General features: G+C 70.5%; 12 protein-coding genes. 8 read left to right on the forward strand and 4 right to left on the reverse strand.

What is annotated here, in order from left to right; translation table 11 throughout:
* Positions 1–31 precede the first annotated feature (31 nt).
* The 3 genes from CVV76_RS09885 (at position 32) to CVV76_RS09895 (ending at position 4,321) form a co-directional block, all read left to right on the forward strand.
* Positions 32–529, forward strand: a complete 498-nt coding sequence (locus tag CVV76_RS09885) for a DUF1036 domain-containing protein (protein ID WP_199178557.1) — start codon at positions 32–34, stop codon at positions 527–529.
* Positions 530–640: 111 nt separating this feature from the next.
* Entirely contained in the window at positions 641–2,338 is a 1,698-nt protein-coding gene (locus CVV76_RS09890) for a caspase family protein (RefSeq protein WP_102224488.1), read from the forward strand.
* A 12-nt stretch (positions 2,339–2,350) separates the two neighbouring features.
* Positions 2,351–4,321 (forward strand): lysozyme family protein, encoded by a 1,971-nt coding sequence (locus tag CVV76_RS09895; protein WP_102224489.1) that lies wholly within the window; start codon positions 2,351–2,353, stop codon positions 4,319–4,321.
* Positions 4,322–4,420: 99 nt separating this feature from the next.
* Here CVV76_RS09895 and CVV76_RS09900 read toward each other — a convergent pair whose 3' ends face one another.
* A complete protein-coding gene (locus tag CVV76_RS09900) occupies positions 4,421–5,707 on the reverse strand; it encodes an Nramp family divalent metal transporter (RefSeq protein ID WP_102224490.1) in 1,287 nt (428 codons plus the stop codon).
* 369 nt (positions 5,708–6,076) lie between these two features.
* Here CVV76_RS09900 and mntR point away from each other — a divergent pair, with 369 nt between their 5' ends.
* Together mntR and CVV76_RS09910 are read left to right on the forward strand one after the other, a co-directional pair.
* On the forward strand, positions 6,077–6,520 hold the full coding sequence (gene mntR, locus CVV76_RS09905) for a manganese-binding transcriptional regulator MntR (RefSeq protein WP_102224491.1): 444 nt from the start codon (positions 6,077–6,079) through the stop codon (positions 6,518–6,520).
* Positions 6,521–6,717: 197 nt separating this feature from the next.
* On the forward strand, positions 6,718–7,692 hold the full coding sequence (locus CVV76_RS09910; RefSeq protein WP_102224492.1) for an acetamidase/formamidase family protein: 975 nt from the start codon (positions 6,718–6,720) through the stop codon (positions 7,690–7,692).
* 9 nt (positions 7,693–7,701) lie between these two features.
* Here CVV76_RS09910 and CVV76_RS09915 read toward each other — a convergent pair whose 3' ends face one another.
* Entirely contained in the window at positions 7,702–8,187 is a 486-nt protein-coding gene (locus CVV76_RS09915; RefSeq protein ID WP_102224493.1) for a rhodanese-like domain-containing protein, read from the reverse strand.
* Positions 8,188–8,378: 191 nt separating this feature from the next.
* Between CVV76_RS09915 and CVV76_RS09920 the strand changes: the two genes are divergently transcribed.
* From CVV76_RS09920 to CVV76_RS09930, 3 genes are all read left to right on the forward strand, one after another.
* Complete coding sequence (locus tag CVV76_RS09920; protein ID WP_102224494.1) at positions 8,379–9,932, forward strand: acetolactate synthase large subunit; 1,554 nt, start codon at positions 8,379–8,381, stop codon at positions 9,930–9,932.
* A 10-nt stretch (positions 9,933–9,942) separates the two neighbouring features.
* Positions 9,943–12,270, forward strand: a complete 2,328-nt coding sequence (locus tag CVV76_RS09925; RefSeq protein WP_102224495.1) for a molybdopterin-dependent oxidoreductase — start codon at positions 9,943–9,945, stop codon at positions 12,268–12,270.
* Between the two features lie 394 nt (positions 12,271–12,664).
* Positions 12,665–14,227: a glucan biosynthesis protein gene (locus CVV76_RS09930; RefSeq protein WP_233192798.1), complete on the forward strand. Its 1,563-nt coding sequence runs from the start codon at positions 12,665–12,667 to the stop codon at positions 14,225–14,227.
* A 76-nt stretch (positions 14,228–14,303) separates the two neighbouring features.
* Here the strand turns inward: CVV76_RS09930 and CVV76_RS09935 are convergent, their stop codons facing one another.
* Together CVV76_RS09935 and CVV76_RS09940 are read right to left on the reverse strand one after the other, a co-directional pair.
* Positions 14,304–15,716 carry a sensor histidine kinase gene (locus CVV76_RS09935; protein ID WP_102224497.1) on the reverse strand — a complete coding sequence of 471 codons (1,413 nt, stop codon included), beginning with the start codon at positions 15,714–15,716 and terminating at the stop codon, positions 14,304–14,306.
* Positions 15,710–17,143, reverse strand: coding sequence for a FliI/YscN family ATPase (locus CVV76_RS09940; protein WP_102224498.1), 1,434 nt, complete (start codon positions 17,141–17,143; stop codon positions 15,710–15,712). Before CVV76_RS09940 ends, CVV76_RS09935 begins: the two co-directional genes overlap by 7 nt.
* Positions 17,144–17,211 lie beyond the last annotated feature (68 nt).

Below are 17,211 nucleotides of genomic sequence, written 5' to 3' on the forward strand. Positions count from 1 at the left end.
CCTTCGCCGCGCGGCACCGGCGCAGAGTGCCGTGCCTGCCCCCGGTAGGCTGGCGGCGATGCTGGTGGCGACACTGGCGTCTTGGCTGGCGGCGGCCGCCCCCGCCCGGGCCGATTTCGTCGTATGCAACCGGTCCTTCGACGTGGTGAACCTGGCCGTCGGCCGCGATCCCGGCGGCGGCTTCCGCACCGACGGCTGGTGGACCATCGGCACCAACCAATGCGCCCGGGTCATCAAGGGGGCGCTGCAGAACCGCTTCGTCTACCTTTACGCCACCGACGTCTTCGGCAAGCCGCTGCTCGACGGCCGGACCGAGATGTGCGTGGGCGCCGCCAAGTTCTCGATCTCGGGCATCGGCGATTGCTGGCAGCGCGGCACCATCGCCGCGCGGTTCCACGAGGTCGACACCCACTCCGCCGAAAGCTGGACCTTCTTCCTGCGCCAGCCCGGGGCGGGGGCCGGAACCGGGGCGTCCCCCGCCGGGTCTGGCCTGCAGGACACGGCCGCCCCGAAAGCGGCCAAGCCATGAGCCGCGCCCCCTCGCCTGCCGTGCGCGCCTTCGCTATGGTGCCCTCACGCCCCCGTGACGGAACGGTCCGGCACGGGGCCCCGCGCTTCGCCCGCAAGGAGGACGGCGCCGATGGCTGACGGCCGCCCCGCTTCGCGCCCCTTTCGGGCGCCCCGCCCCGCGCCCGCCCGCCTGACGGGCGGCGCCGGTCTGCGCGCGCTGGGGACGGCGGCCGGGGTCGCACTCGGGCTCGCGCTGCTGCCCCAGGCGCTTGCGGCAAAGCCGATGGCACTGGTGATCGGCGAGGCGGGGTACAAGGATCTTCCTGCACTCAAGGCGCCTGCGGCGGATGCCTGGTCGATGGGCGAGCTCATGAAATCCATGGGCTACGAGGTCACCAGCTACGGCGATCTCGACGCGGCGCAGATGGCCCTCGCGCTCGAACGGTTCAAGGCGGCGTCGGACGGGGCCGAGGCGCTGGTGGTCTACTTCTCGGGTCACGGTGCGCGGGTCGGCGGCAAGAGCTGGCTGCTCCCGGTCGACGCGGGCAAGGGCAAGGCGCTGGCCCGGGGGCTGACGGTCTCGGGGATCGCCCGCGCGCTTGGCAAGCCCGGCCGCCCGCTGATGGTGCTGGTGGACGCGGGCCAGGGGCCGGCCCCCGACGGCGCGGCGGGGCCGGGCCTCGCGCGTTCCGCCCTGCCCGAGGGGCTGCCGGTGATTGTCGTCACGGCGGCCGCGGCGGACAAGGCGGCGGTGACACCAAGGGGCGCCTACTCCCCCTTCACGCTGTCGCTGCTCACCTACCTGCCGATGCCCGGCCAGCCGGTGGCGACGGTGCTCCGCTGGATCGGCCGCGACACCGCCGCCGCCACCGCAGGGCGGCAGACACCGCAAGTCACCGGGGCCCTGCCCGCGGGATTTTCCCTCGTGCCCGCCCCGCCCGCGGCCACGCCGAAACCCGCACCAGCCCCCGCCGCCGGTGCGGGCCCGCTGCTGATGCTGGCGCCCCCCCAAGCCGAGGCCCCCCAAACCAAGACGTCTGAAACCAAGGCGCCTGAAACCACGGCAGCAGACACCAAGGCCGCAGACACCAAGGCTCCGGAGGCCCCCGCGCCGGACGCAGGCGTCGCCCTATCGGGCCCGGCCCCTACGGCCCCTGGCGCTGACAGCGCGCCGCATATGGGCGCGCAGCAAGGCAACGACACCCAGGTCGCCGCACTTGCACCGGGGCCGAAGCTCTCGGCGCCGCGCAAGGATGCCGCGCCGAAGGCCGACGCCGCCCCGCCCCCGGATTACAGCCAACTGCCGGCGCTGGCGCAGAACTCCGCCCCGGCGTCCAGCACGCCCGCCAGCCCCGATGGTGTCCACCTCGCCGCGCTTCCGGCACCGCCGCCCGCGGCCCCCGCCACCCCCGACACGCTTGCCCCGCAGGGCACCCAGGTCCTGCCCGACGGCACCCGCGTGCCGCTTCTCGAGGGCGACGCGCTCGACCGCGCGATCCAGACCGAGCTCAAGCGCGTCAACTGCTATCTCGGCGCGATCGATGGCGATTTCGGCCCCGGCTCCCGCGGCGCGCTGGCGGATTTCCTGAAGTCCCGCAACCTGCCCGCCGACAATCTCGACCCGACGCCCGAGATCCTCGGTCAGTTGATGTCCACCGACGGGCAGGTCTGTGAAACCAAGGTCAGCGCCCCCGCGCGCAACACCGCCCCCGCGCGCACCAGCACCCCGACCCGCAGCGTCTCGACGCCCAAACCCGCGCCCGCGGCACCGGCCGACAGCGGAGGCCGCCGGATCAAGCGCAAGGGCGGCCTGATGCCCAGCTTCTGACCGGGAGGGCGCGTGACCCGCGACGAGATGGAGGCCCCGCCCGATCCCCGCTTTGCCGCCGCCAAGGCGGCCGCCGCCCGACGCCGGCGCAAGGCGCGCAGCACCCGGCTGGTGCTGGGGCTGGCCACCGCGGTACTCGTGTGCGCAGGCTTGGGGGCCGGGGCCTGGCTGACCCGCGACAAGTGGCATTTCGGCGCCCCTCGCGCGGCCGTCACCCCCACCGCCGGCAGCGACCGGCTGGTCGCGGTCCGGACCGGTGGGCAAGAGGTCCTCTCGGGCTTCGTCAGCCTGCCAGGGGATCCGCTGATCCTTCACCTGGGCGGCACCGGCGGCGCGGCTCCGACACCCTCGGTGCGCCGCACCATTCCCCGGCCCGAGCGGCTCTCGCCCGATCGCGCGGCGGGCAACCTCGAGCTGGTGCAGGACGTCATGATCTCGGGCCAGCAGGAGCTGATCACCACCCTGCCCTCGAGCCAGGAGGATTTCGCCGTCTTCCAGGCGCAGCGCAAGGGCCTGCAGGGGGCCGGCGCCGGCAACGCCCCTGATGTGTCGCCGGGCACCGCCCCCGATGTGCCGGGCCGCGCCGCCGCCCCCCCGCCGCCCGACGACAGCTCGGGCGCCGAGGTGACCCCCGCCGACCGACGCCAAAGCCCGACCCGCGATCTTGTCGTGCGCCTCACCTCGGACCGGCCGCTGATCGACATCCTGCGCGAGAACCGACTGCCCGACGACGAGGCCCGCGACCTCGCGGAGGCCGCGCAGGCGCAATTCGACGTGCGGACACTGACCGCGGGCGAGGTGCTGGCCCTGCGCGGCGTGCCCCTGCCGGACGGCGGACTGTCGTTCCGGCAGATCTCGCTCTACCGGGCGGATCATGGCTATATCGGCTCGCTCGCCCGGGCCGACCCACCATCCGACCCGCCATCCGACCCGCTATCTGACCAGCGACCCGATCCGTTGCCGGACACGGCCCCCGGCACGCTGGGGCCGATCGTCGCCGCCGCCGACGCCTGGGTGCAGGACGATCTCTTCGCCCACGCGACCCGCCCCCGCGAGCCGCAGCGCCAGTACCGCGTTCTCGACGCCTTCTACAGCGCGGCGCTGCGGGACGGGATCCCCTCGTCGCTGGTCGGGCAGATCATCATGTTGATGTCCGAGGCGCACGACCTCGACGCCGACGCGGCGCCGGGCGACCGCATGACCGTCCTCTACCTGCCCGACCCCGGCACTGCGCCGCCCGGCCTCGACCAGGTGCTCTACGTCGCGATCAAGGGGGCAAACGTCACCTTCGACTGCTTCATCTACAAGCCGGGCCCCGGACAGGATTACACCTGCTACGGCAAGTCGCGCGACAAGGGGGGCAGCCTCGGCCCAGTTACTGGCCCAGTAAACGGCCCCGGTCTTGGCGCCGCCAGCGCCGCGGTCACCGCGGGCGAGGAGGACGCGGCGGTCACCCGGCTGGTCGACCGGATCATCAAGGTCGAGAGCGGCGGCGCGGCGGATGCCCGCAACCCGCTCTCCTCAGCGACCGGCGCCGGCCAGTTCATCAACGCCACCTGGCTCAGGATGATGCGCACCTACCGCCCCGACCTGGTGGTCGACCACACGCCGGACCAGCTGCTCGAGATGCGCAAGGACCCGGCGATCGCACGCCAGATGGTGATCCTGCTCGCCCGGGAAGGCGAAACCTACCTGCGCGCCCGCGGCCACAGGATTACCGCGGGGCGGCTCTACCTTGCGCATTTCCTGGGCATGCAGGGCGCCAGCGACGTGCTCGGCGCCGACCCGGCAACGCCGCTCGTAGGGGTGGTCGGCCAGGCCGTGATCGGCGCCAACCCCTTCCTCGAAGGGCACGACTGCGCCTATGTCATCGGCTGGGCCGAGCGCAAGATGGCCGGCGCCACCAACGCGGCGGTGTTCCGCGAACCGGCGGGCCTGCAGGCCTTCCGCGCGATGGTCACATCGCTCCTGCCGCAGGGCTGACGCCCGTATCCCCTTCTTCTGAGCGGAAATATCCCGGGGAGCGCGAGGGGCTGGCCCCTCGCTTCCGCCCTTGCCCCCTTACCCCCGCCGGGCCGGCGCTCAGCCCGCCAGAAACGGGATCGGCAGGCCGAAGGTCTGGGCCAGCAGCACGAAATTCAGCGCCAGCACCAGCGCCGCGCCGACGATGGCCGCGGTGCGGGTCGCCGGGCCGGTCGCGTAGCCGCCCATCACGTCGCGGCGCGAGGTGAAGATGATCAGCGCCACCATCGGCACGGGCAGCGCGATCGACAGCACGACCTGGCTCATCACCAGCGCGTCGGTCGCGTTGTAGCCCGCTGCCACCACCGCGAAGGCGGGCACCATGGTGATCAGCCGCCGCAGCCAGATCGGAACGCTGAAATGCAGGAACCCCTGCATGATCATCTGCCCCGCCATCGTGCCCACGACCGAGGACGAGATCCCCGAGGTGATCAGCGAGACCAGGAAGACAGAGGCCGCCGCCGCCCCGAGCAGCGGGGTCAGCGTGTGATAGGCCGTCTCGATCTCGGCCACCTCGCTGTGGCCCTGGTGGAAGGCCGAGGCCGCCATCATCACCATCGCCATGTTGACCATGCCCGCGACCGCCAGCGCCAGCACCACCTCGACGTTGGAATAGCGCACGACCTTGCGCCGCTCGGTCTCGTTGCGGATGGTGGTGCGGGCCTGGGTCAATCCGGAATGCAGGTAGATGGCATGCGGCATCACGGTCGCGCCGATGATCCCCACGGCGATGGTCAGCGCCGTCGCATCCGGCAGGCCGGGGGTGGTCAGCCCGGCCGCGGCCCCGCCCCAGTCGACCGGCGCGATCAGCACCTCGACCAGGTAGCAAAGCCCGATGATGCCCACCATCGTGCCGATGATAAGCTCCATCGGGCGAAAGCCCCGGCGTTCGAAATAGAGGATGCCGTAGGTGACGATCGCCGTCACCACCATGCCCCAGGCCAGCGGCAGGTTGAACAAGAGCGCAAGGCCGATCGCGCCGCCCAGGAACTCGGCCAGGTCGGTGGCCATGGCCGCGACCTCGCTCACCGCCCACATCGCCCAGACGACCGGCCGCGGAAAGCTGTCGCGCGACATCTCGGCAAGGTTCTTGCCCGTCACGATGCCCAGCCGCGCCGACAGGCCCTGGAACAGCATGGCGATCAGGTTCGCCAGCAGCACCACCCAAAGAAGCGCGTAGCCATAGCCCGCCCCGGCCTGGATGTTGGTCGCGTAATTCCCCGGGTCGACATAGGCGATCGAGGCAATCACCGCCGGCCCCACGAAGAGAAGCCGGCCAAGGATGCCCCGCCGCTCCCCCGACAGGACGGCGCTCATCCCGAGGCGGGTGCGTTCGGTGCTGGTCATGTCTGTCCACGGGCTTTCTGTTGATGCATCGACACCGGAATATAGCCTTGGCTACATTCAGTACAAGGGGCCATAACTTGGGGGCCGACCTACGAACGAAACCGTGATCGGGACAAACCTTGCGCCACGCCGCGCGACAACGCAAAGGGCGTCCCCCGCCCCCTCTCCCGCGCGCCCCTCCGAGCCTCCCGGTCCCGCGCCCGTTCTGTCCGGACGGCCCCTTGACCACGCAAGCGGCGGAGCAAGATTTACCCACGGCTATATTGATTTCCCGCATTTCAGCATGCTATGCCTCTACACCCCCCGCGGCGGCCGCCAGGGGGCGCGAAACTGTTGCCGGGGGCGATCTGCCCCGACCGGGAGGGCCCCATGACCGACCACGAGATCCCGACCGAAGAGGCGCCGCCGTCGGAACAGGCGGGTCGATTCGCCCGCGCCCGCGAAGCCCAGGCCAAGGCCGTGCTCGAGGATTACGCCGAGATGATCGGAGACCTGATCGCCGTGCATGGCGAGGCCCGCGTCGCCGACATCGCCGAGCGCATGGGTGTGGCCCACCCCACGGCGACCAAGGCGATCGCCCGGCTGAAACGCGAGGGGCTGGCCACCTCGCGCCCCTATCGCGGGGTCTTCCTGACCGAGGCCGGGGCGGCGCTGGCCGACAGCGTGCGCGCGCGGCACCGCACCGTCGTCGACCTGCTGGTGGCCGTGGGCGTGCCGCGCACCACGGCCGAGGTCGACGCCGAAGGGATCGAGCACCACGTGTCGCACCGCACGCTGAGCGCCTTCGAGGCCTTCCTCGCGGACAAGGGCTGAACCGGCCGCGGCGAAAGCGCCGCACCGCCGCCGTACTGCGCCGTCCTGCCCGTCCGCCCCGCGCCCGTCCGCCCTGCACCCTTGTGCGCCCCGCCCTCGTACCCCTGCCTGCCCGATCCGCCCGGCCGTTTCATCCCTCCCCTTGCGCCCCGCCCGCCGCGGGCCGACACTCGGCCCCGCATCGAAGGGGGCCGCCCATGAAAGATCACCACAAGGATCACCACAAGGATCACCATCTCGCCGCCACGCCCGAGACCGCCCACTGGGGCCGGTTCAGCGCGGATCACCCGCCCGTCCTGACCATCGACCCCGGCGATCGGGTGACGATCGAGACCTTCTCGGGGCGCGCGGCGGTGCTGCCACCCGATGGCTCGGGCCACGCGGTGGCACAGGCGCATCGCGACATCCTCGCCGCCGACCTGCCGGGAACGGCCCACCTGCTGACCGGGCCGGTGGCTGTGCGGGGCGCGCGCGCCGGCGATGTCCTGAAGATCGGGATCGAGCGGATCGCGCTGGGGGCCGACTGGGGCTACAACGTGGTCCGGCCCACCGCCGGCACGCTGCCCGGCGAATTCCCGGTCTCGGACACGACGACCACGCTGATCCCGATCGACCGCGCCGCGATGACCTGCCGCCTGCCCTGGGGCGCAACCCTGCCGCTGGCGCCGTTCTTCGGGGTGATGGGGGTGGCCCCGCCACCCCGGTGGGGCGAGATCACCTCGATCCAGCCGCGGCTGCATGGCGGCAATCTCGACCTGAAGCTGCTGACCGAGGGCGCCACGCTCTACCTTCCCGTCCATGCCGAAGGCGCACTGTTTTCCTGTGGCGACGGGCACGGTTGCCAGGGCGACGGCGAGGTCTGCATCACCGCGCTGGAAACCTCGCTGACCGGGACCTTCCGCTTCGACCTGATCCGCGACGCCCCGATCGACCTTCCGCGCGCGGAAACGGCTGAGGAGATCATCTCGATGGGGTTTCACCCCAGCCTCGACAGCGCGTTGCAGATCGCGCTCAGGCAGATGATCGCCATGATCCGCGAACGCACCGGGATCACCGAGACTGAGGCCTATCAGCTTTGCTCGCTGGCCGCCGACTTCGCGGTCACCCAGTCGGTGAACCAGGAGAAGGGCGTGCACGGACGGCTGAAGAAGGCGCTGCTGGCGACGGGATGAGGCCGGGGGTCAGACCGCGCCCTGCGATGCGGTCTGGGGAGCATCTTGCGGCGCCTCCTGATCGAAACCGCCGGGCTCGCTGCCCTCGGTCAGCGCGAAGCCCTCGTCCAGCCAGCCGGTGATGCCGCCGATCATCTCCTTCACCGGGCGGCCCTGCCGCGCCAGCACCACCGCCGCCTTGTTGGCGCCGTTGCAATGCGGCCCGGCGCAATAGACGACGAACAGCGTGTCGTCGGGCCACTGGCTCATCCGGCGCTCGGTCATCTTGCCACGCGGCAGGTTGATCGCGCCGGGCACGTGGCCGCGGGCATAGCGGTCGGGCGCGCGCACGTCGAGCAGCACGAAATCCACCCGGCCGGAGCGCAGCGCCCCATGGGTGTCGTCGCAATCGGTCTCAAAGCTCAGCCGGCGGCTGAAATGCGCCAGCGCCTCTTCGGCAGAGGCGGCGGGCACCTCTGCGACGGCGCTTTTCGGGGGAAGGGTCTGATCGGTCATCTCGGGCTCCTCGGCGGCTGTCGCGCCGAGTGTGCCCCAAGCCGGCCTTCGGGTATACTCCCAACATGTCGCGCCCCGGGCAGGCCGCCGCGACCTCACCGCAACGCGCGGCGATTGGGGGTGGAATGTCCCCCGCGACCGGCGCAGTCTGCGCCCGAACGCCTAGCGCGACAACCGAGGGAGGAAACGGGATGAACGGCGCCGACTTGCTGTGCGACACATTGCTTGCGAACGGGGTGGAGGTCTGCTTCGCCAACCCCGGCACGTCCGAGATGCATTTCGTCGCGGCCCTCGACCGCAAGCCCGAGCTGCGCTGTGTCCTTGGGATGTTCGAAGGCGTCGTCACCGGGGCGGCCGACGGCTATGCACGCATGACCGGCAAACCCGCGGCGACGCTGCTGCACACCGGGCCGGGCCTCGCCAACGGCCTCGCCAACCTGCACAACGCGCGGCGTGCAGGCACGCCGGTGGTGAACGTGGTGGGAGACCATGCCTCCTATCACCTTGTCCATGACGCGCCGCTGACCTCGGATATCGAGGGGCTGGCGCGTCCGATGTCGGCCTGGGTGGGCCGCGCCTCGGGTCCCGCCGATGTCAGCGCCCGGGCGGCCGAGGCGATCGCCGCAGCCACCGGGCCGGAGCCGGGCGTCGCCACGCTGATCCTGCCCGCCGATGCCGCCTGGACAGACACGCCGCCGCAGGAAGTGGCCCGCGCCCGGCCCGCCGCCCCGGCCAGGGCCACGGCCGCCACCGTCGAGGCGACTGCGGCGGCGCTGCGGGAAAACCGCGCCGAGACCCTGCTGATGCTGGGCGGCGCCAGCCTTTCCGAGGAGGGGTTGCGGCTTGCCGGGGCGATTGCCGAGGCGACGGGCGCCGGGCTGATCGCGCAGCAATCCAACGCGCGCATGGCCCGCGGCCAGGGCCGTGTCGCCATCGACCGCGTGCCCTATCCGATGCCGGAGGCGCTGGCCCGGCTGAAGGACACGCGCCGGCTGATCCTGTGCGGCGCGAAATCCCCGGTCGGGTTCTTCGCCTATCCGAACCTGCCCAGCACGCCCCTGCCCGAGGGCTGCGAGGTCTCGACCCTCGCCGGCCCGGGCGAGGACGCGCTGGCCGCGCTGGCCGATCTTGCCCAGGCGCTCGGCCTGCCCGCAGGGGCTGCGCCGAAGATCGAAAGCCGCGAGAAGCCCGCGCTGCCGCAAGGCGCGCTGACCCCGGACACGATCGCGGCGACGGTCGGGGCGCTCCTGCCCGAAGGGGCCATCGTCTGCGACGAGTCCGTCACCTCGGGGCGCGACTTCTTCCGCCTCACCCATGCCGCCGCCCCGCATGACTTCCTTCAGCTCACCGGCGGCGCGATCGGCCTCGGCCTGCCGATGAGCGTGGGCGCCGCCGTCGCCTGCCCCGACCGCAAGGTCGTGACCCTGCAGGCCGACGGCAGCGGCATGTACACGGTCCAGGCGCTCTGGACGATGGCGCGCGAACGGCTCGACACGCTGGTGATCGTCTTTTCCAACCGCAGCTACCGTATCCTGCACGGCGAGCTGAAAAGCGTGGGCGCCGGCAGCCCGGGGCGCAACGCGCGCTCCATGCTCGACCTCGACGATCCCGCGCTCGATTGGGTGTCGATGGCGCGCGGCATGGGGGTCGAGGCGGCCCGCGCCGAGACCGCCGAAAGTTTCACCGATCTGTTCCGCGCGGCCCTGGGCCGCAAGGGACCGTTCCTGATCGAGGCCCTGATCTGAGGAGAGAGCCATGCCCGTCACCCGCATCCCCCACGCCAGCCATTGGGGCGCCTATTCGATCCTCGTCGAGGACGGAAGGATCACCGGCGTGGAACCCTTCGCGGGCGATCCCGACCCCTCGCCGATCATCCGGTCGGTCACCGGATGGGCCGACCCGGCGCGCCGCATCCCCCGGCCGATGGTGCGCGAGGGCTGGCTGAAGGACCGCGCTGCCAGCGACCGCACCGGCCGTGGCCGCGAACGCTTCGTCCCCGTCGACTGGGACACCGCGCTGGCCCTTGTGGCCGGAGAGATCGACCGGGTCCGGACGGAGCACGGCAACGCCTCGATCTTCGCGGGTTCCTACGGCTGGACAAGCTGTGGGCGGTTCCACCATGCGCCGACCCTGCTCAAGCGCATGCTCAACCTCGTCGGCGGCTATACCGGGCATGTCGACACCTATTCGATCGCAGCGGGGCCGGTGATCCTGCGCCACGTGCTGGGTGCTGCGGACGCCTGCCAGGGGGGCGCGCCCACGCTGTCCGAGATCGCCGAACATACGAAGACCCTCGTCGTCTTCGGTGCCCTCGCCGCGCGCACCGCGCAGAACGAGGCCGGCGGCATCGCCCGACACCGGCTGCAGGACGACCTGCGCAAGCTGGTCGCGCGCGGGGTGCGGATCGTCCATGTCTCGCCCCAGCGTGACGACCTGCCCGAATGGGTCGGCGCCGAATGGTGGCCGGTCGCGCCGGGCACCGACGCCGCCCTCCTCCTCGCGCTCGCAGGCGAAGCGGTATCGGCGGGGCTGCACGACCGCGACTTCCTCGACACGCGGTGCAGCGGCGCAGAGACCTTCCTCGACTATCTCGGCGGCAAGGGCGACGGCCAGCCCAAGACCGCGGACTGGGCCGCGCAGATCACCGGCCTTCCCGCGGAACGGATCCGCGCGCTGGCCCGCGACATGGCCGCGACCCGCAGCTTCGTCACCATGAGCTGGAGCCTGCAACGCGCCCGCCACGGCGAACAGCCGTTCTGGGCCGCGCTCGGCCTTGCTGCCGTCCTGGGCCAGATCGGCCTGCCGGGGGGTGGCGCGGGCTTCGGCTACGGCTCGCTCGGGGGCGTCGGCGCGCCGTTGCCGCTGACCCGCTCGCCCGCCATGTCGAAGCTGCAGGATGCAAGCCCCACCTTCATTCCTGTCGCCCGCATCACCGACCTTCTGCTGAATCCCGGCGCCCCCTTCGACTACGAGGGGCGCACCCATGCCTATCCCGACACGCGGCTGGTCTATTGGGCAGGCGGCAACCCGTTCCACCACCACCAGGACCTGAACCGGCTGGAACGCGGCTGGCAGCGCCCCGAGACCATCGTGGTGCAGGATCCGATGTGGACACCGACCGCGCTGCGGGCCGACATCGTGCTGCCCGCCACCACCTCGATCGAGCGCAACGACATCGCGGGCAACCGCCGGTCGGACACGATCCTGGCGATGAAGCAGGCCATCGCGCCGCTGGGTGAGGCGCGGTCGGATTACGACATCTTCTCGGGCCTGGCCGCGTGCCTCGGCGTGGCGGAGGCCTTCACCGAGGGCCGGGACGAGATGGCCTGGATCCGCGCATTGTACAACGAAAGCCGCAACGACGCGAAGGTGAGGTTCGACGCGGAACTTCCTGATTTCGATACGTTCTGGGAGACCGGGCATGCCGATGTTCCCAGCACCGACGACACCCGGTTCCTGCACGAGTTCCGCGCCGATCCCGAGGCCGCTCCGCTGAAGACGGAAAGCGGACGCATCGTTCTGGGATCGGACAGCCTCGCGCGCTGGGGCTATGCCGATTGCCCGCCGCACCCGGCCTGGCTGCCGCCCGAGGAATGGCTGGGCGCCGACCGGCCCGGCGGCGCGGACGAGGTTTTCCACCTGCTCTCGCCCCAGCCGCAGGGCCGGCTTCACAGCCAGCTTGAACAGGAGCCGCTGAGCCGGTCGTTCAAGCATGGTGGGCGCGAGCGGTTGCGGATGAACCCGGCCGATGCCGAACGGCTGGGGATCGCCCCGGATCAGGCGGTCCGGGTCTGGAACGCGCGGGGGGCCTGCCTCGCCTCGGCGGCGCCCGACCCGGCGATCCGCGCGGGCGTCGTGATCCTGCCGACCGGCGCGTGGTTCACTCCCGACGACGACGGGCCGGAGCTGTCGGGCAACCCCAACGTGCTCACCAACGACATCCCGACCTCCGAGCTGGGCCAGGGCTGCGCCGCGCAGACCTGTCTTGTTCATGTCGCCCCCTGGAACGGCAATGCCCGCGACGCCGCCGAGGCCTACCATGCGCGGATGGAGGCGCTGGGGATCACACCCGCCGGGGGATAAGCCGGCATCCCGGTGCGGAAGCCCGCGACGGGGCCGGTCCCGGCGCCCCCGGCCGCGGGCCCTCGCTGCGGCTCGACCGGATCGGCGGGCACGAGAGGCTGGCGCGAGGGGCGGGCACGTTAAACGCGCACGGTGAACGGGCGCGCGGCGGAAACAGGATGGGCGGCGCGCTGCCGGCGGCCCAATGCCGACCGGCGGGGCGGGAACTTTTCCGCTTGATTTGCCTTATGAATTCGGCGTTCAGTCGCCAGAACGCCTGTCACCTCCCCTTGCCGCGGAGCCTGCCCCCGTGACCCGTCCCATCCCCCGACCCCATCTTCTTCCCCCGGTCCTGCGCCGCCCCCGCCGCCTCAGCCGGCGCGCATTGCTCGCGGGGTCCGCGGCGGGTGGCCTTGTGGCCGCGCTTGGGGTCACGCGCGCGGCGGCGCAGACCGCGGCCGATCACGGCACGGCGGCGCCCCCCCTCCGCCCCGAGCTGGGCCCTGCACGCCCGTTCAGCTTCGAGCGACTGGCGGGGCAAGCCAAGGCGATCGCCGACCGCCCCTATGTCGCCCCGGCGATCGAGGATCCGGAAGCCTATGACGCGATCGACTACAATGCCTACTGGCACATCCAGTTCCGCAAGGAACGCACCGTCGACGTCGGCCCCTTCCCGATCCAGTTCTTCCACGAGGGCAAGTATTTCCGCGAGCCGGTGCAGATCAGCCTGGTCGAGAACGGCCAGTCGCGCGAGGTGATCTACACCCGCGACTACTTCGACATTCCGGCCGGCAACCCGGCGCTGAAGATCGAGGGGCACGCGGGCTTTGCCGGGTTTCGGGTCATGCGCCCGGATCTCAAGACCGACTGGATATCGTTTCTGGGCGCGGCCTATTTCCGCACCGACGGGCCCGAGCGGCAATACGGCCAGTCGGCCCGCGCCATCGCCATCGACACCGGGCTGAACGAACCCGAGGAATTCCCCCGCTTCACTCATTTCTTCCTGCAGTCGAACGACGACGGCACGCTGACGATCTCGGCGCTGATCGACGGGCCGAGCGTGTCGGGTGCGATGCAGCTGACCGGGCGCGACGGCAGCGGCCCGGGCGGCAAGGGCCAGGTGCTCGAGGTCAGAACGCACTTCTTCTTCCGCAAGCCGGTGGATCGGCTCGGCCTGGCGCCGCTGACCTCGATGTTCTGGTTCGACGAGACCAACCACGACCAGGCTTTCGACTGGCGCCCCGAGGTGCACGACACCGACGGGCTGGCCATGATCACCGGCACCGGAGAGCGGATCTGGCGCCCGCTCAACAACCCGCCGTCCGTGGCCACCTCGTCCTTTCTCGACGACAACATCCAGGGCTTCGGCCTGATGCAGCGCGACCGCGATTTCGATCATTACCAGGACGACGGCGTCTTCTATAATCGCCGCCCCTCGGTCTGGATCGAGCGGATGGGCGACTGGGGCAAGGGCTCGGTCAAGCTCATCGAGATCCCGACCAACGACGAGATCTACGACAACATCGTCGCCTTCTGGGAACCCGAGCAGAAGCCCCGGGCGCAAGACGAGGTCTCGCTTGCCTACCGCATGACATGGTCGGCGCACGCGCCCGTCGACTGGATCCTCGCCAAGGTCGTCTCGACCCGGCTGGGACGGGGCGGCGTGCCGGGCGACAACAACCACCCCCGGGACCAGTTCAAATTCTCGATCGACTTCGAGGGGCCGGTGCTGAAGGGGCTGACGGCCAGGGACGGCATCAAGCCGATGGTTTCGGCCCCCGACGGCGTCGAGATCATCAAGCCCTTCGCGCTGCCGGTCGTGGGAACCGACCGCTGGCGGCTGATCTTCGACCTGAAGGCACCTGCGGATACCGACACCGTCGACCTGCGCGCCTATCTCGCGCGCAAGGGCACGCCACTGACCGAGACCTGGCTTGGCCAGTTCCACCCCAAACAGATGGAAACGCTTCAGCGCTGAGGGCGCGTGCCCATGCCCCCCCCGGCGCGAGCGGCCGTCATGGCAGATGCGGTAAGGGTGCGGCAAGGACCTGCCGCTATTGTGCCGCCACCGCGCCCGAGCGGCTTTCGCTCCAGGTCGCGGGCAGACGCTCAAGTTCGAAATAGAAGGTCGTGCCGCGCAGCGGGTTGGCGTGATAGTCGATGATGCCGTCATGCGCCTCGATGATCTTCTTCGAGATCGTCATGCCAAGGCCCGTGCCCTCGCGTCTGCGGGTGTCGGTGCTGTCGAGCTGGCGGAACTCCTCGAACACCGCCTGCTTCATGTCCGCTGGGATGCCGACGCCGCTGTCGATCACCTCGACCCGCGCCAGAGTCGGCCCGGCGGACAGCCGCACCACGACCTCCTGCCCCTCGTAGGAGAACTTGGCCGCGTTCGACAGGAGGTTGGCCAGCACCTGCTCGATCCGCGCCCGGTCGGCGCGGACGTAGACCGGCCCGTCCGGCAGTTCCAGTTCGAAGAAGACCGAATACTTGTCGGCATAGGGCGCGTTCATCTCCACGCCCTGGCGCAGCACTTCACCCAGCTCCAGCTTTTCCATCGAGAATTCCAGCCGCCCCGACTCGATCTTCTGGAGGTCGAGCGTGTCGTTGATCAGCGTCGCCAGCCGTGTGCCGTTGCGCTGCGCGATGTTGAGCGTGGCCGACACCTTTTCGGGCAGCGCGCCCAGCCGCTCCGACAGCACCAGCCCCAGCGCCCCGTTGATCGAGGTCATCGGCGTCCGAAGCTCATGGCTGACGACCGAGATGAATTCCGACTTCGCGCGGAACGCCGCCTCGGCCCGCTCCTTGCTTTCGCGCAGCTCGGCCATCTGGGTGAAGGTCTTGCGGTAGAAGTTCAGGTAGACCCGCGACGAGTCGACGATGAAATACAGCACCACCAGCGAGGTGAAGAGCTGCACCCAGAGCTCCGGGTTCCGGCTGGCCGAGAACCGCACCAGATCCCAGGCCGGGACGAAGACGAAGGTGGCGCCATAGATCATTATCCGCATCCGCAGCACCGACATGATCTGGTGATTGTTCATCGCCGCGAAGAGCGCCGCCGCGAACAGGAAGAACAGCGCCATGAAATGCGGCTGCGGCCCCTGCAGCCACGAGATCCAGATCGCGTAGAACGAGATCGTCCCGGCGCTCAGGATCGTCGACAGATAGATCCGCCGGAGGTTCCGCCGCAGCCAGACCCGGCTTCGTTCCGGCTTGTCGATGATATCGCGAAACACGAACATGTCGTAGACTTCGTTGACGATCACGAAGCACCAGGTGAGCAATGCGAGCTTGGGCGAATAGAACACGGCCGCCAGAAGCAGGGCGGCGCCGAAGATGGCCTGCCGCTGCCAGAAGTTCTTGATCCCCGCCTTCGCATAGTCGCGCATCTGCTGGACCAGCCCGAGCGGCGTGATCGACGCGGCGCTCTGGATCGTGGCACCGCTCTTGACGAGATTGTTCAGCACATGCTCTCCCCTTCGTCCGTCCCGTCAAGGTGCGCAAGCGGCACACCCGCCTCGACGAGCAGGCGCTCGAGCTTGGCGAAGGCTTCGGCCGGGGCGGTCTTCTCTCCCTTGCGCTGTCCGAGAAAGACGGTGGCGGGCTGTTCGAACCTCATGGCCATGTCGGTCTCGGGATCCGCCCCGGGTTGGTAGGCCCCGAGACGTATCAGTTCCTCCATATCCGAAAATCTGCCCAAAATCCGGCGTGACGCGCTGTATACGCGGTATTCCGCGTTGCTGTGGCAGTCTGGCAGCATCCTGGAAACACTCTGTTGCAGATTCACGGCCGGAAAGCGCCCCCGCTCCGCGATCTGTCGGTCCAGCACGATGTGACCGTCAAGGATGCCGCGCACCGCGTCGGCGACAGGTTCGTTCATGTCGTCGCCATCGACCAGCACGGTGAAAAGCGCGGTGATGTCGCCTGCCGTGGTCTGACCCGCCCTGGTCTGACCCGCCCTGGTCTGGCGCGCCGCGCCACCGGCCCCGCCGCCGCCCGGCCCCGCGCGTTCAAGAAGCCGCGGCAGTTCGGCAAAGACCGTGGGCGGATAGCCCTTGGACGTGGGCGGTTCGCCCCCCGCAAGCCCGATCTCGCGCTGCGCCATGGCAAAGCGGGTGACGCTGTCGAGCAGCAGCAGGACCTGCCGCCCCTCGTCGCGGAAATGTTCGGCCACGGCCAGCGCGGTCCAGGCCGCCTGGCGCCGCATCAGCGGCGGCTCGTCGCCGGTCGCCGCCACGACGACCGAGCGGGCGAGCCCCTCGGGGCCAAGGTCGTCCTGCAGGAAATCCTGCACCTCGCGGCCGCGTTCGCCCACCAGCCCGATCACCACCACGTCCGCCTCGGCATTGCGCGCCAGCATCGCCATCAGCGTCGACTTGCCGACGCCGGAGCCCGCGAAAACCCCCATCCGCTGCCCCCGGCACAGCGGGGTGAAGATGTCCATCACCCGGATCCCGGTGGCAAGCTTTGGCCCGACGCGGCGGCGGTCGAAGGCGCTGGGGGGCCGCGCGCGCACCGGCCGCGCATCCGCCCCCTGCCGGAGTGGCGCCCCGCCCGGCGCAGGCCGGCCGAGCGCGTCGACCACACGGCCGATCCAGCTGTCGTCGGGGCGGAGGATGTCACCGCGCGGCGCCGCCACCACACGGTCGCCCGCCGAGACGCCATCCCAGCTGCCGAAGGGCAGCACGCGGGTGCCGTCGGGGCCGATACCCACCACCTCGGCCAGCACCGGGCCCTGCGCACCGATCACCTCGCACCGCGCACCGATCCCCAGCGCACGCTCAAGCCCGACGACGGTGAGTGTCAGCCCCGTCACCGCCTGCACCCGCCCGGTAAGGCGCGCGCCACCGATCCGGTCCAATCGTCCGGTCAGGTCGGAAAAAATAGTATTCACAAGAATAGACCCCTATCAATTCTTGTACACGCTGGTATAGATGGCATCAATACAAGGACACTAGCAAG

Source organism: Acidimangrovimonas sediminis (assembly GCF_002871005.1).
In the GTDB taxonomy this organism is placed as follows: Bacteria; Pseudomonadota; Alphaproteobacteria; order Rhodobacterales; family Rhodobacteraceae; genus Acidimangrovimonas; species Acidimangrovimonas sediminis.